Annotated in this window: 14 protein-coding genes; 2 read left to right on the forward strand and 12 right to left on the reverse strand. The window is 73.9% G+C overall.

Translation table 11 applies throughout. The features are described from left to right. Positions 1 to 8: 8 nt before the first annotated feature. The 10 genes from ACIBPB_RS05535 to ACIBPB_RS05580 form a co-directional block, all read right to left on the reverse strand. Positions 9 to 836 (reverse strand): ABC transporter permease, encoded by an 828-nt coding sequence (locus ACIBPB_RS05535; RefSeq protein WP_396838363.1) that lies wholly within the window; start codon positions 834 to 836, stop codon positions 9 to 11. After that, entirely contained in the window at positions 836 to 1,756 is a 921-nt protein-coding gene (locus ACIBPB_RS05540) for an ATP-binding cassette domain-containing protein (protein WP_357329647.1), read from the reverse strand. Before ACIBPB_RS05540 ends, ACIBPB_RS05535 begins: the two co-directional genes overlap by 1 nt. A 70-nt stretch (positions 1,757 to 1,826) precedes the next feature. Beyond that, a complete protein-coding gene (locus ACIBPB_RS05545; RefSeq protein WP_396838364.1) occupies positions 1,827 to 3,182 on the reverse strand; it encodes a cation:proton antiporter in 1,356 nt (451 codons plus the stop codon). Further along, positions 3,179 to 4,216 (reverse strand): ketoacyl-ACP synthase III family protein, encoded by a 1,038-nt coding sequence (locus ACIBPB_RS05550; protein ID WP_396838365.1) that lies wholly within the window; start codon positions 4,214 to 4,216, stop codon positions 3,179 to 3,181. Before ACIBPB_RS05550 ends, ACIBPB_RS05545 begins: the two co-directional genes overlap by 4 nt. A gap of 137 nt (positions 4,217 to 4,353) precedes the next feature. Beyond that, positions 4,354 to 5,841 carry a DHA2 family efflux MFS transporter permease subunit gene (locus tag ACIBPB_RS05555; RefSeq protein ID WP_357329614.1) on the reverse strand — a complete coding sequence of 496 codons (1,488 nt, stop codon included), beginning with the start codon at positions 5,839 to 5,841 and terminating at the stop codon, positions 4,354 to 4,356. A 41-nt stretch (positions 5,842 to 5,882) separates the two neighbouring features. Further along, positions 5,883 to 6,638 carry a hypothetical protein gene (locus ACIBPB_RS05560; RefSeq protein WP_357329616.1) on the reverse strand — a complete coding sequence of 252 codons (756 nt, stop codon included), beginning with the start codon at positions 6,636 to 6,638 and terminating at the stop codon, positions 5,883 to 5,885. Beyond that, positions 6,635 to 7,942, reverse strand: coding sequence for a VWA-like domain-containing protein (locus ACIBPB_RS05565; protein WP_396838366.1), 1,308 nt, complete (start codon positions 7,940 to 7,942; stop codon positions 6,635 to 6,637). Before ACIBPB_RS05565 ends, ACIBPB_RS05560 begins: the two co-directional genes overlap by 4 nt. Beyond that, positions 7,939 to 9,027 carry an ATP-binding protein gene (locus ACIBPB_RS05570; RefSeq protein ID WP_396838367.1) on the reverse strand — a complete coding sequence of 363 codons (1,089 nt, stop codon included), beginning with the start codon at positions 9,025 to 9,027 and terminating at the stop codon, positions 7,939 to 7,941. Before ACIBPB_RS05570 ends, ACIBPB_RS05565 begins: the two co-directional genes overlap by 4 nt. A 198-nt stretch (positions 9,028 to 9,225) precedes the next feature. Continuing rightward, positions 9,226 to 9,462 (reverse strand): helix-turn-helix domain-containing protein, encoded by a 237-nt coding sequence (locus ACIBPB_RS05575; protein WP_046562917.1) that lies wholly within the window; start codon positions 9,460 to 9,462, stop codon positions 9,226 to 9,228. 90 nt (positions 9,463 to 9,552) lie between these two features. Further along, the gene (locus tag ACIBPB_RS05580; RefSeq protein ID WP_396838368.1) at positions 9,553 to 10,761 is read right to left on the reverse strand and encodes a nucleotide disphospho-sugar-binding domain-containing protein; all 1,209 of its coding nucleotides are present in this window, start codon (positions 10,759 to 10,761) and stop codon (positions 9,553 to 9,555) included. 233 nt (positions 10,762 to 10,994) lie between these two features. Between ACIBPB_RS05580 and ACIBPB_RS05585 the strand changes: the two genes are divergently transcribed. Beyond that, positions 10,995 to 11,552 (forward strand): hypothetical protein, encoded by a 558-nt coding sequence (locus tag ACIBPB_RS05585; protein WP_396838369.1) that lies wholly within the window; start codon positions 10,995 to 10,997, stop codon positions 11,550 to 11,552. Beyond that, positions 11,549 to 12,346: a thioesterase II family protein gene (locus tag ACIBPB_RS05590; protein ID WP_396838370.1), complete on the forward strand. Its 798-nt coding sequence runs from the start codon at positions 11,549 to 11,551 to the stop codon at positions 12,344 to 12,346. The genes ACIBPB_RS05585 and ACIBPB_RS05590 overlap by 4 nt, the downstream gene beginning before the upstream one ends. A 20-nt stretch (positions 12,347 to 12,366) precedes the next feature. Here the strand turns inward: ACIBPB_RS05590 and ACIBPB_RS05595 are convergent, their stop codons facing one another. Together ACIBPB_RS05595 and ACIBPB_RS05600 are read right to left on the reverse strand one after the other, a co-directional pair. Then, on the reverse strand, positions 12,367 to 13,557 hold the full coding sequence (locus tag ACIBPB_RS05595; protein ID WP_396838371.1) for a cytochrome P450: 1,191 nt from the start codon (positions 13,555 to 13,557) through the stop codon (positions 12,367 to 12,369). Between the two features lie 37 nt (positions 13,558 to 13,594). After that, entirely contained in the window at positions 13,595 to 14,425 is an 831-nt protein-coding gene (locus ACIBPB_RS05600; RefSeq protein WP_357329631.1) for an AfsR/SARP family transcriptional regulator, read from the reverse strand. Positions 14,426 to 14,790: the final 365 nt, after the last annotated feature.

A 14,790-nucleotide genomic window follows, 5' to 3' on the forward strand; every position in this document is an offset into this window, starting at 1 on the left:
GCCGGCTCTCAGGCGTCCCGGGCCCGCAGCGCCGTGTAGGCGGCCACGTAGACCAGCGCGACGAAGCCCAGCAGCAGGGCCATCCCCGGCCAGGGCGCCAGCCCGCCGTCGGTGTCCACCACGAACATCACCCGCTCGCCGGCCACCGTCGGCCAGTACTCGGCGACGGTGTCCCCGATCCCGCCGGGCAGCAGCGGCAGCACGGTGGGGAGCAGGGGCAGCGCGACCAGGATGGCGAACGCGCCCACGGTGGCCCGGACCAGGGTGCCGAGCGCCAGCCCGAGCAGCCCGATCGCGGCCAGGTAGAGCCCGGCGCCGCAGACCGCCCGGGTCACCCCCGGGTCGCCGAGGGCGGCGGTCGGGGCGCCCTGACCGGCCAGCATCGGCTGGCCGACCAGGAACGCGCCGAACGCGACCGCCTGGCCGAGGACGGCCGCCACCACCCCGTACACCAGGGCCTTGGCGGCCAGCAGCCGCCCCCGCCGGGGTACGGCGGCCAGCGTGGACCGGATCATGCCGGTGCTGTACTCCACCGTCATCACCAGCACGCCGAGCACGCCGAAGAGCCACTGCACCGGGAAGTAGGCGCGGAGGCTGACCAGGGTGGGATCGAACGCGGCCTGCTCCTCGGGAGTCAGCCGGACGAACCCGCGGGCGGTGCCGGCGCTGATCACCGCGCCCAGCCCGACCATCGCCACCACCACGGCGACGACGACGAACCGGGTGGAACGCATGGTGTGGAACTTGGTCCACTCGGAACGGACCACGTCGGCGAGGGTCGGCCGCCGCTCCGGCGCGACGGCCGGCCGCAGGGCGAGTTCGGTGTCGACGCTCATCAGACCAGTTCCTCCGTACGGGCCGAGCTGAACTCGGCGCTGTCCCGGGTCAGCGACATGAAGGCCTCCTCCAGCGACGTACGCTGTGGGGTCAGCTCGATCAGCGGGATCGACCGGTCGGCGGCGACCAGACCGACGGCGGCGCTGTCCATCCCGGAGACCACCAGGGCCCCCTCGGTGCCGGTCCGGACGCTCGCGCCCGCCTCGACCAGCAGCGCGGCCAGTTCCGGACCGCGTTCGGTGCGGACCAGCACGCTCTGCTCGGTGTGCGCGCGCAGGAACGCGTCGACGCCGGTGTCGGCGATCAGCCGGCCGCGCCCGATGATGATCAGGTGGTCGGCGGTGAGCGCCATCTCGCTCATCAGGTGGCTGGAGACGAGGACCGTGCGCCCCTCGGCGGCCAGATCGCGGATCAGCGAACGGATCCAGACGATCCCCTCCGGGTCCAGGCCGTTCACCGGCTCGTCGAACATCAGCACCGCCGGGTCACCGAGCAGCGCCGCGGCGATGCCCAGCCGCTGGCTCATGCCGAGCGAGAAGCCGCCCACCTGCCGGTCGGCGGCCGCCTCGAGCCCGGCCAGGCCGAGCACCTCGGAGACCCGGGAACGCGGGATGCCGTTGCTGCGGGCCAGGCAGAGCAGGTGCTGGTACGCCGTCCGGCCGCCGTAGACGGCGCGGGCGTCGAGCAGCGCGCCGACGTGCCGCATGGGCGCCGGCAGGTCGGTGTAGCGCCGCCCGCCGACCCGGGCGGAGCCGCTGGTCGGGGCGTCCAGCCCGAGGATCAGCCGCATGGTGGTCGACTTGCCCGCGCCGTTGGGTCCCAGGAAGCCGGTGACCAGCCCGGGGCGTACCTCGAAGGTGAGGTCGTCGACGGCGGTGGTCGGGCCGTACCGCTTGGTGAGGTGGGTCGTCTCGATCACGGCAACAGCCTTCCGGACGAAGCTGGACGGGGTCCCGAGGTTCCTGGGATCCTCCCAGGATTCGCGGTGCTCAGCCGCCGCGCAGGTCGGCCGCGCCGGAGCGATCGGCGGTGCCGAGCCGGCGCAGCTCCTCCTCGGCGGTCTGCTCGACCCGGCTCATCGCCCGGCGCAGGATCGGCGGGGCCATCACCGAGGTGACGACGGCGACCAGCACCACGATGGTGTACGTCGCGGTGTTGAGCACCCCGAGCCGCAGGCCGACGGTGGCCACCACCACCTCGATGACGCCCCGGGCGTTCATCCCGGCGCCCAGCGCCAGCGCCTCCCACCGGTTCAGCCGGCTGCTCCAGGCGCCGAGGAACGCGCCTGTGAACTTTCCCAGGATCGCCACGGCGATGACGGCCAGCGCGGCGGCCAGCACCGGGGCGTCGGCCAGCGCGGTCAGGTCCATCCGCAGGCCCGCGCTGGCGAAGAAGAGCGGGGCCAGCACGGCCAGCACGGTGGTGCGCAGCGGGGCCAGCCGTTCCCGGTCGAGCCCCGGCACGGAGCCGATCACGAAGCCGACCACGAACGCCCCGAACACCGCCTCCAGGCCCAGCGCCTGGGTGACCGCCGCACCGAGCAGGATCAGCACCACGGTGGTCGCGACCAGCGGCCCGGGTCCGTCGGCGCGGCCGGCGGCCCGCAGCACCGCGGCGCTGGCCGGACGGCCGACCAGGGCGGCGAAGAGGACGAAGCCGAGCACCGCGCAGACCGAGAAGAGCACGGTGCCGGCGCGGACGCCGGTGGTGGCGAGGGCGGAGACCACCGAGAGCAGCAGCCAGCCGCAGATGTCGTCGATGACCCCGGCGGCCAGGGTGAGCTGACCGATGTTGCGGTGCAGCAGCTTCATGTCCAGCAGCGTCTTGGCGATGACCGGGATCGCGCTGACGCACATCGCCACGCCGAGGAAGAGCGCGAACACCTCACGGTCGGTGCCGGCGCCGAGCAGCGAGCCGGGCAGCAGGTACGCGGTCGCGACGCCGAGCCCGAGCGGCAGCAGCAGGCCGGCCAGGCTGATCCGGGCGGCGGCGCCGCCGCGCCGGCGGACGAACGCGACGTCCACCTCCACCCCGGTCAACCCGACCAGCAGCAGCACGCCGAGCTGCCCGACCGCGTCGAGCAGGTGGAACTGCTCGGCCTGCCGGGGCAGGAACCAGTCGGACACCCCGGGGGCCACCGCGCCCAGCAGGGTGGGTCCGAGCAGGATCCCGGTGAGCAGCTCCCCCACCACGGCGGGCAGGCCGCACCGGGTGGCGAGCCGGCCGAGCAGCAACGCCACCAGCAGCAGCACGCCGAGCCCCAGCAGGAAGACCAGCAGGCTGTGCGCGGGAAGCACGGGGACCGGGGCGGCCGCGGCGAGCGTGGCCGGGCCGGCGCCGGTCACGACACCCAGTCCGGGAGGTGTTCGATGCCGACCACCGCGCAGGACAGCGTCACGCCGGGCCCGATGCCGAGCATCAGCAGGTGGTCGCCGGGGCCGAGTTGCCCGGTGCCGAGCAGGTGGTCCAGCGCGACGACCTGGTCGCTGGCGCCGAGGTGACCGACCGTGCTGCCCCAGGCCCAGGTGGAGTGGGCCATGGTCAGCCCGAGCCCGCCCATCAGCCGCTCAATCAGCGCCCGGGAGAAGTTCATCGGCGCGACCCGGGTGACATCGGCGATGCCGATGCCGGCCTCGTCCAGCGTGCGGTGGATCAGCGCCACCAGGTTGCCGCCGATCTTCGCCATCGCGGCGGCGTCCGGGCTGTCGGCCAACTGCTTCTGGAACGCCTCGCCGCGGGCCACGAAGTCGACGGTCCGGCCGAGGGTCGCCCCGGGCGGGAAGAGCGGCTCGCCGGCCCGGTGCAGCTCCTCCGCCTCGGGTACGGCGATCGCCCCGACGGCGAGCAGCCGGGCGAAGCCGGGCCGGGTGGTCAGCACCACGGCGCTGCCGGCGTCCCCGATCAGGTGTTCGTGGCCCGACCGCCAGCGGTCCATCATCGGGGTGCCGAAGTTGTCGGCGGCGACGAGGAGGGCGGTGTGGCGGTCGGGGTGGGCGTGGAGGTAGCTGGCGGCGAGTTCGAGGGCGGTGAACATGCCGTTGCAGCCGTGGTGGAGTTCGACGGCGAGGCAGGTGCCGCCGGTGAGGTGGTGTTGCAGGTAGTACTGGGGTTGCCAGCCGTCGGGGCCTTGGTGCCAGGAGTCGGCGTAGAGGAGCAGGTCGAGGTTGGTGGGTGGGTGGTGGGCGCGGGTGAGGGCCTGGGTGGCGGCGTGTAGGGCCATTTCGGGGGCGGGGGTGTCGCCGGCGACGGCGGCGCCGGTGAGGCCGTGCAGGTCGACCTGCTCGGCGGGGTAGTGGCCGTCGGCGACGGCCTGTTCGACGCTGACGATGTCGGGCAGCCAGACCCCGATTCCGCTGATGAACGTCTCCGGCGTACGCACAACCTCTCCTCCCGCTCGGGTCCGCCCACTGTGGTCCGGGTGGCTTAAGCGGTACCAAGCCCGCATTTGGGCCGGCTTGGTACGCGGTGGGCCCCGCGACCGGGTCGGTCGCGGGGCCCACCGGCGGTTCGGCACGGTCAGCTGGCGACCGGTGCCTCCTCCGCGGCCGGGGTCTGCGGCGGGGTCCGCTTCTCCGGCGGCCCGCCGGGCAGCAGCAGCGCCGGGAGGAGCGCCACGGCGGCGAAGCCGAGCACCCACCAGAACGTCTGGCCGTACGCGTCGGCCAACGCCGACGGGTCCGGCGGGCCGCCCCGGCCGGCGGTCGCCGCGCTGGCGCTGGCGTGCTGGAGCACCACCGCCAGGACGGCGCCGGCGAACGCCCCGCCGAGCTGCTGGAAGATCCGGATCGCGGTGGTCGCCCGCGGAATCTGCTCCTGCCGCAGCCCCCGGTACGCGCCGACCAGGACCGGCACGGTGGCCGCGCCGAGACCGGCGCCGCTGACGGCCAGCGCGATGCTGAGCACCAACCGGCTGGTGTCGACCCCGACCTGGGTGAAGACGAGCGCGCCCGCCGCGGCGAGGGCGATGCCGACCAGCACGATCGGCCGGGGGCCCATCTTGTCGCTGAGCCGGCCCGCGATGATCAAGGCGATCGCCATGCCGAGGCCCTGCGGCGCGATCAGCAGGCCGGCCCGCAGCGGGGTCAGCCCGGCCACCTGCTGGTAGTAGAGCGGCAGCAGGATGATGGCGCCGAAGAGCACGATGCCGGAGAGGAACACCACCGACGCCGACGCGGCGAAGCTGCGCGCCCGGAACAGCCGCAGGTCCAGCAGCGGCTCGTCGTCGCGCAGCGCGTGCAGCACGAAGCCGACCAGCAGCACCAGCCCGGCGATCAGGAAGGCGATGACGCCGCCCTCGCCGAAGGTGCCCTTGTTGCCGGCGCGGGCCAGGCCGTAGACCACGGCGGCGCAGGCCGGCGAGAGCAGCGCCAGACCCATCCAGTCCAACCGGGACAGCCGGCCGTTGCGCACCGCCTTCTCCCCCGACATGTAGCGCCAGGCCAGGCCGATGGTGAGCAGGCAGATCGGCACGTTGATGAAGAAGATCCAGCGCCAGCTGACGTCGGTGATCAGCCAGCCGCCGAGCACCGGCCCGAGGACCGGGGCGAGCATGGCCGGGACCGCGATGATCGCCATCAGCCGGCCGAGCCGGTCCGGCCCGGCGGCCTGGGCGAGCACCGCCTGGGCGATCGGCACGATCATGCCGCCGCCCAGACCCTGCAGGATCCGGAAGAGGATCAGGCTCTCCGCGGACCAGGCGAAGCCGGCCAGGACCGAGCCGACCAGGAAGACCAGCACGGTGACGGTCCAGAGGGTACGCGGGCCGAACCGCTCCATCGCCCAGCCGGTGGCCGGGATGGCCAGGGTCATCGCCAGCAGGTAGCCGGTGCCGACCCACTGGATGGTGGAGATGGTGGAGTGGAAGTCCAGGATGAACTGGTTGATCGCGACGTTGGTCATCGTCGAGTCGAGCTGGACGATGACGCCGCCCAGCAGGATGACGAGGGCCAACTTGGCTATCGACGCCTGGGGCGCGCCGGCCGCGGGCTGCGGTGCCGTGCTCATGTCTGCTCCTTCTGTTCGCCGTTCGGCTCTGTCGAAACTGGTCACTGCTCGTCCTCGGTCAGGGCCCGCAGCACCTTGGCCCGTTCCACGTCGGCGCCCTGGCGGCGCTGCTCGGCCGCCTCCTCGGCGGTGAACCCGGCCGCGCACCAGGCGGCGACCTCGTCGATCGGCACGCCCGCCCGCCACCAGGCGGTCATCACCTCGGTGGCCCCGACCCCGTCGGCCAGCACCCGCTGCGCCTCGGCGGCGGTGAAGCCGAGCGCGTGCAGCACGGCCGCGTCGACCGGCGCCACGCCGCGCCGGGCCCACTCCAGGGCGGTCCGGCCGTCCCAGCCGCTCTCCACGTAGCCCCGGGCCACCTCGGCGCTGACCCCGGCCTTGAGCAGCCGCCGGATCGCCTCGGACTTCTTCGGTTCCAGGGCCCGCCCGGCGGCGCGCAGCGACCGGTGGTGCAGCACCCGGGAGACGAAGCTGCGCAGGCCCGGCTCCTCGCCGGCCAGGTAGCGCTGCACCGCGTCCTCGGGCGACACCCCGAACTCGCGCCAGCGCACCGCGTCCCGGGGCGACATGCCGGCCCGGATCCAGGTGTCCACGGTGGCCGGGTTCGCCCCGGCGGTACGCCACTCCGCGGCGGTCCGCGGCCGGTAGACGCCCGCCTCCCGCCACCGTTCGGCGCCCTCCGGCGTGAACCCGGCCTCCAGCCAGCGGCGCGCCTCGGCCAGGGTGAACCCCCGGTCGAGCCATTCGCGCAGTGGGTTGGGGCGGGGCTCCTCCTCGCCCGTGGCGAAGACGCTCATGATGTCGCTCCCATCTCCGGAAGGTGCACGGACGACGCCCACTCCGGCGCCGCGCCGTCGGCGCCCACGAGGCAGACCAGTGACTCGAAGGGAGGCCGGCGGTCCGGCCAGGGGGTGTGCCCGTCGGTGAGCACCACCACCAGGTCGGGCCGGGGGCGCAGCTGCGCCGCGGCGGCGAGACCGGCCCGCATGTCGGTGCCGCCCCCGCCGACGATGCGCAGCTCCTCGATCCGGCGGATCTCCTGCGCCGGATGCGCCTGCAGGTCGCAGCAGATGACCCGCAGCCGCCGCCGGCCGACCTTCGCCAGGATCTCGGCCACCTCGGCGACCAACTGCTCCAGCTCGGGGCGGCGTACGCTGCCCGAGGTGTCCAGCACCAGCACGGTGTCGGGCACCGGGCGGACCAGCTGCGGGGTGATCACGTCCGGGTGCCCGGCGGTCCGGCGCGACGGCCGGCGGTAGCTGTAGTCGACCCGGCCGGAGCTGCGGTTGGCGGCCTTGCGGACCAGCGAGCCGATCCTGGCCCGCCAGTCGACCCGCGGCCGCAGCCGCTCCTCGGCCCACCGCTGCCAGCCCATCGGCACCTCGCTGCGGGCGCTGACCCGCTCCTGGATGCCCACGGCGACGGAGCGTTCCAGCAGCTCCCGTTCCAGCTCGCCGAGGCCGCCCGCGCCGGTGGAGTCCCACCGCCGGTCGATGCCGTCGGCGCCGCTGCCGCAGTCCAGCCCGGCGGAGAGCTCCCGGCCGGTGCCGTGCAGCAGGTCGGCCAGCTCGTCGAGCATTGGCAGGTACTCCTCGGCGAGCCGGTTGGACGGCAGCCCCAACCCGGCCGGGGAGATCACGTCGGCCGGCCCGTCCAGCCCTTCGGCCTCCAGGTCGTCGTTGATCTCGGCGTCGGCGGCCTGGTTCCAGCGGTGCGCGTCCTCGTCCCGGGCGCCGGCATAGCCGACGGCGTGCAGCGGGGCGTCCGGCCCGCTGGTCGGCCGGACCGGCGACCGCTGGGCGTGCCCCCGGACCAGGTGGCCGATCTGGTGCAGGATCCACCAGCCGATCTGCTCGACCGGGGTGGCCAGCACGGTGCCCGGGTCGACGTGCATCACCCAGCGGGTGTCGGTGGGGAACGCGGCGAACTCTGGATCGGCCACCAGCTCGCCGGTCCGCTCCGCCGCGCTGGGCGCGAGTGGCTCCATGACCAGCGAGAAGACCGCGTTCGCCAGGTACGGGGCCCGGTGCGCGGCCCAGACCCGGGCGGCGGCGAGGCGGGTGGCCAGCTCTTCGCTGTACGGGGCGACCGGCCGGCTCATCGCAGCAGCCCCGCGGCTCTCAGGATCGGCACCAGGTCGAGCATGGTGGTCGGCAGGCTGGTCCCGGCCGGCCGGCACCGGGCCAGCCCCTTGGCCGCGCTGGCCGCCACGTCCGGCGCGGTGCCGGCCACCCGGGCCACCACCGTCCAGGCCTGCTGCCAGGTCTGCGCGGTGCCGTCCGCCCGGACGTACGCCACGACGGCCCCGAGCAGCGCGTGCAGCTGGTCCATCCGGGACGGCAGCGGCACGGACGGGTCGGCCAGCAGGGTGGCCGGGTCCGGCAGGTCCAGGTTGCGGATCCAGGTGAGCAGCTCGAAGCCGGCCGCCTCACCGACCGCGCCGACGACCAGCTGGGCCTGGACGGCGTCGTCCACCCCGGCCGCCGCGCAGGCGGCGAGCGCCACCGCGGCCAGTTCCCAGGTACGCGGGCTGGGCCAGCTCCGGCCGGCCTGGTCGGGACTGGCCGGCACCACCAGCAGCAGTTCCGGGCGGATCCGCAGGAAGGCGCCGATCAGGGCCCGCGACCGGGCGATCTCGTCGGCGGCCGGCGGCTCCTTGTGGGCCAGTTCCGGCACGCTGAAGCCGTGCGTGAAGCCCTCCGCGATCGCGGTGGCGTCGACCTCCCAGTGCAGGTGGATCAGGCGGTTGGCCAGCGGGGCGGAGAGGTCCCAGCCGTCCGCGGCCTCGGCCGGCGGGTTGGCCGCGGCGACGATCCGCACGTCGGCGGGGAGCACCAGGTCGCCCACCGTCCGCTCCAGCACGACCCGGAGCATGGCCGCCTGCACGGCGGGCGGCGCGGTGGTCAACTCGTCGAGGAAGAGCAGCCCGGAGCCGGTGGCGGCGAGCCGCTCGGCCCAGCGCGGCGGAGCGAACCAGGTGTGCCCGTCGCGCAGCACCGGCAGCCCGGCGAAGTCGCTGGGTTCCCGGATGGAGCCGACCACCACCTCGACGGGCAGGCCGAGCGATTCGCCGAGGGCGAGCACGGACGAGGTCTTGCCGGTGCCGGGAGAACCCCACAGGATCACCGGCAGGTTCGCCGAGACCGCCACGGCGACCGCCTCCCGGACGACTGACAGCTTTCCCATCGCATTGCTCCTCGTCATAGTCCCGATCCACCTGGACGACCCGTCTCCGGGCAGGAATTACCGTCCCTGCCATTTCACGGGCGCCAGGGAATGGTCAATTTATTGACAGCTTGTTACGACGACGATTCGCCGCACGGCACAACGTCGTACAGGTGAATTTCAGGTGAAGCGTTGCGGAATGCCGGCGGGACCGGGAATTCAGTCCTCCTTGCGGAACAGCCCCCGACCGCCGTATTTCTTGTGCACCGCCTGCTTGCTGACGCCGAGTGCGGCGGCGATCTCCGCCCAGGTCACGCCCTGCGCGCGCGCCCGGCGGACCAGGACCGTCTGGATGCGCTCGAACTCCTTCGCCGCCTCCGCGGTGGCGGCGAGGGCGACCCGGGGGTCGTCGTCGTCGGTGGCGTTGACGAGACTCACCAGCCGAGTGACTTCCATGCCCCCAGCTTAGGAGCGCCGGCGCGCGGCGTCAACCTTAGATGACAAATCCGCGCGCCGGGCGGTCCTGAACAGGGCAGACGTGCCGACTCAGCCCTCAGCGGAGAGTTCCGCCACGACCCGGGCGGGCGCCGGCTGGCCGGCGATCTCGTCGGCCAGCCGGGCCGCGCCGGCGGCCCAGCGGTCCTCGGTGAGCATCCCCTCCACGGCGGCCAGCACCGCCTCCGGCCCGGCCGCCTCGGCCGGCAGGGTCACCCCGGCGCCCACCGCGGCAAGGCGCTCGGCGTTGAGCATCTGGTCGGGCGCCTGCGGGACGATCACCTGGGGCACCCCGAAGCAGGCCGCAGTGAGCATCGAACCGGCCCCACCGTGGTGCACCGCCACCACACAGCTCGGCATCAGCAGCTGCAACGGCACCTCGGCCACCACCCGCACCCGCTCCGGCAGCTCGCCCAGCCCCGGCCGGTCCGCCGCCCGCACGGTCAGCACGATCTCCGCGTCCAGCGCGGAGAGCGCGCGCACGGTGTCGCGCACCGGCGAGCTGTCCGCGCCCAACTGGACCCGGTTGGAGGTGGTCCAGGACATCCCGACGCGGGGCCGCTCCGCCGGGTATAGCAGCCAGTCGGGCACCTCGCCGGGCCCGTTGTACGGCACGCACCGGCTGGCCAGCCGGTGCGGCACCGTCTGGCTCTGCAGGCTGGCCGGCGTGGGGTCGACCGTGCCGGAGCTGTACTCCTCGCGTACCTCGGCGCCGAACCGGTCGAAGAGCTTGCGCAGGTCCTCCGGCCACTGGTCGACCGGTGCCCCGGCACCCGGCGACCCGAGCAGCGACGGCACCTGCGGGCCCCAGAGGTGCCGCACCAGCCGCGCGCCGGCCAGCTCGGCGACGAGCGGCGCCACCATCACCATCGGGTCGGCGACCACCAGGTCGGGACGCCACACCCGGATCAGTGCGGCCAGGTCGTCGGCCATCGCCTCGGCCGCGTGCACGTGCGGGGCGGTACGCAGCTCGATGAAGCGGCGCAGCTCGGCCGGCGGCAGCTCGCGCAGCGCCTGGAAGCTCGACGGCAGCTGGCCGCCCTGCCGGCGTACCGCCTCGTTGACCTGGGCCAGCCCGGCCATCAGGTCGTACGAGCCGCCGACCGGGACGGCGGGGAGACCGGAGGCGGTGACCGACTCCACCGCGGTGGGCTGGGCGGCCACCCGGACGTCGTGACCGGCGCCGCGGAATGCCCAGGCCAGCGGCACCATCGGGTAGTAGTGGCTGGGCCAGGCCATCGGCAGGAACAGGACGCGCACGGGAGGCTCCTCTCGGTCGGCGCGGCTGCGAGGGAGGCCCAGCGCAGCAGCTCCGGCTGAACCCTCGACAAGGCGGCACCAACGTCACGCGTCGGGCACATGGCACGAGCACCGCAGATCGGACGGCGGCCGGAGTTTGGGACGGCTTTGGCCCGCCCGCCGACGATGGGCCCGCGCCGGCTGGCGGCGCGGCCGGTCGACCGCGGCCGGCTCCGGCGGGAAGGAACCGCGCGATGCCCGAGACCGAACTGACCGACATCCGCGCCGAACTGGCGAAGGAGCAGGAGAAGGAATCCGACGCCAACCCGATCAGCACCCGCGCGCTGGCCACGGCCGCCGCGGTGGCCGCCGGCCGGATCGAACCGCACGAGGTGGCCGGCGCGGACGTGCTCGCCGAGTGCATCGTCCTGGACGGGCTGACCGAGGTCGTGGAGAAGATGGTCATCCACGCCGGTCCGGACGGACCCGGCCCCGGCACCATCGCCGAGTACACCGACGCGCTCCTCGACGCCGAGGGCCAGCGGGTCGGCACGATCACCGGCCGGGCCGTGGTGCTCGACATGCTGCCGCACATGTGGCAGCTGCACCGCAACGTCACCGAGTTCCCCGACGGCAGCATGGAGGCGGTCGGGGTGGTCGACGCCACCTCCATCGTGCAGGGCCTCACCGCCACCATCCCGGTCACCGGGCTCAGCGGCCGGTACGCGGGCCGGACCGGCTTCCGCACCCTGGTGCTCACCGAGGGCGACGACGAGTCGCCCCGCTACGACGTGACGATCGTGCTGTGTTGACCGGCTACCTGGCCCGTCCCCCGGCGTCCGACCGCCGGCTGCGGCTGTTCTGCCTGCACCACGCCGGCGGCGCGGCGTCGGCGTACGCGGACTGGGACGGGGAGCTGGGCGACGAGGTGGACCTGCTGCCGATCCAGCTGCCCGGGCGGGAGGGGCGGATCGGGGAGCCCCGGCTGCGCCGGATGGACACCCTCGTCGAGCAGCTGATCGCCGAGCTGGGCGGATACCTGCGCCCGCCGTACGCGTTCTACGGGCACAGCATGGGCGCGCTGGTGGCGTACGCCCTGACCGAGGCCCTGCACGCCCGGGGCCGCGCGCTGCCGGAGCAGGTGCTGGTCGGGGCGTACCCGGCGCCGGACCAGCACCGCTTCATCCGCGAGGTGCCGGGGATGTCACCGGAGGAGCTGACCCAGCTGCTGCTGCGCATCGGCGGGATGTCCGAACTGGTGCTGCGCTACCCCGCGTGGCGCGACGCCGCCACCGGGCTCGCCCGCGACGACCTGCTGGTCTGCCACAGCTACACGCCCGGACCGGTGCCGATCCCCTGCGACCTGCACGCCTTCGCCGGCGACCGGGACCCGCTGATGGCCCTGGCCGAGGCCGCCGGCTGGGTGCGGTACACCGACGGGCGGTTCCGGCTGCACCGGGTCCCGGGCGGGCACTTCTTCGTCCGGGACGCGCGTACCGAGTTCTTCGCCACCCTGCGCGCGGTGCTCGGGCTGCGGCCGCGCGCCGCCGTACCGTCCGGCTCCGGCGCACGGTCAGGCGCGGTGGCTCCGGTCCACCGCGCCTGACCGGCCGGCCGGCGCGGGGGCTACCAGCGCACGGGCAGGTGGGTCACCCCGACGGTCGGCACCGCCTCGCGGAAACCGATCTCCGCCGGGGGTACGGCCAGCCGCAGGTCCGGGAAACGCCGCAGCAGCGCGGAGAGCCCGATGCGCAGCTCGGCGCGGGTGAGGTGCTGGCCCAGGCACTGGTGGGCGCCGTGGCCGAAGGTGAGATGCCCGCTGCTCGGGCGGTCCGCCCGGAACTCGGTCGGATCGTCGAACCGCGCCCCGTCCCGGTTGGCGGCGGAGAGCGAGACGGTGACCGTCTCCCCCGCCGCGATCGTGACGCCGCCCAGCTCGACGTCGGTGAGCGCCGCGCGCGAGGCGAACTGCACCACCGCGAGGTAGCGCAGCAGTTCGTCGACGGCGGTCTCGGTCAGCACGCCGTCCCGGCCACGGATCCCCTCCGCCAGATCCGGTCTCTCCAACAGCAGGTAGACCCCGAGACCCAGCATGTTTGCGGTGGTCTCGTGGCCGGCGATGAGCATCAGCAGGGCGATGCCGGCCAGCTCCTGGTCGCCGAGCCCACCGTCGGCGATCAACCCGCTGAGCAGGTCGTCACCGGGCTCGGCCCGCTTGCGCCGGGCCAGCCCCAGCATGAACTCCATGGTGGCCCGGGTGGCCGCCATGGCCGCCTGCGGATTCGACTCCGGGTCGATGGTGGCCATCCGGTGCCGCTGGATCTCCTCGTGGCTCTCCTCGGGCACGCCGAGCAGCTCGCAGATGATCTGCGCCGGCACCGGCAGGGCGAAGGCCCGCATCAGGTCGGCGGTCGGGCCGGCGGCGGCCATCGCGTCCAGCCGCTGGGCCACCACCCGCTCGATCATCGGCTCCAGCTCGCGGACCCGGCGCACGGTGAAGTGCCGGTTGATCAGCTGGCGGTACCGGGTGTGATCGGGGGCGTCCATGCCGATGAACACGCCCGGCATCGCGGCCATCGGCTTCGCCGGCGTCGGCACCGGCGAGTGCCGCAGCTCGTGCCGGGCGCTGAACCGCGGATCGGCCAGCACGGTCCGGGCCAGCGCGTGCCCGGTGGCCAGCCAACCGTCGTGGCCGTCCGGGTAGTGCATCCGGGTGATCGGGTCCCGCGCCCGCAGCGACGCCAACTCCTCCGGGGGGTCGAAGGGGCAGCGCCGCGCGACGGGCAGGCCGGTCACCGAGCTGTTGAGATCGGTCATGGAGCCTCCTTACGAGGGGGTTGAGGAAGCGCGCGAGTCAGGCGGCCGGCCGGAAGTCGAGCCGGTCGTCGGCGGAGAGGATCGCCGCCTGGAGATCGCGCAGGCCCCGACACGGCTCCAGGCCCAGTTCGTCACTGAGCACGGCGCGTGCGTTCTGGTAGACCCGCAGCGCGTCGGCCTGCCGTTCGGAGCGGTACAGGGCCAGCATGAGCTGGCGGTAGAACGCCTCCCGCAGCGGATGTTCCGCGGTGAGGGCCTGGAGGGTGCCGATGAGGTCGCGATGCCGGCCGAGGGCGAGGTTCGACTCGACCATCGCCTCGACGCACTCCAGGTAGAACTCGTCGAGCCAGGTGGCGAAGACGCTGACCGCCGGGCTGTCCCGCAGCCCCATCAGGGCGGGCCCGCGCCACAGCGCCAGCCCTTCCTCGAAGAGCGCCACCGCGGCCTCGTGGTCGTGGTCGCGGGCCGCCTGCCGGCCCTGGCGGACCAGGTTCTGGAAGACGTGCACGTCGACCTGGTCGGCGCCGGTGTTGAGCACGTACCCGGGCAGCCGGGTGACGATCGGGTTCTGCGCGTCCTCCGGACGGTGCAGGAACTTGCGCAGCTGGGAGACGTAGACCTGGAGCGCGGCGGTGGAGCGCCGCGGCGCGTTGTCGCCCCACAGCTCCGCGGTCAGCTGGTCGATGGAGACCACCTGCCCGGACCGGATCAGGAGCACGCAGAGCAGGATCTGGATCTTGCGGGCACCGATGGTCGTGTCACCCGCGCCGCCGAACACCCGCAGCGGCCCGAGCAGGCCGTAGCGGATCGCGCTGGCGTCGACGACCGGTCGGTACGCCGATGTCGCCAGGGTGGAGGACAGCGTCATGCGTTCACCTCTTCGTCGTGGCCGGTGGCGCGACGCAGGGGTGGGTCGACGGCCTCCCCCGGACACGGCACCGACGAGCACCAATTCGGCAGACCAATTCCGGCACGCCGTGATCCGGTGACCCGGAAATTGCTGGTCGGGCTGGCGACGGTCCCTGTCGTCGCCCGCCGAATCGGCTCGGCAGAAAGATATCCACCGGCGGTTGAGGGGCCAACCCCACAACCGCGGGCGGGACAACCCCTATACCCCTGGGGTCGGGCTCCGGATCCGCCCCGGCCAATGCGCCCGAGCACGGGGAATGTCGGCCGGGGGAAAGCGTCGCTTTAGCCGCCGTGCCGATGATGGCCGCCGGATGCGCGCCTGCA

It is taken from the genome of Micromonospora sp. NPDC049836, assembly GCF_044465125.1.
Lineage (GTDB): Bacteria > Actinomycetota > Actinomycetes > Mycobacteriales > Micromonosporaceae > Micromonospora.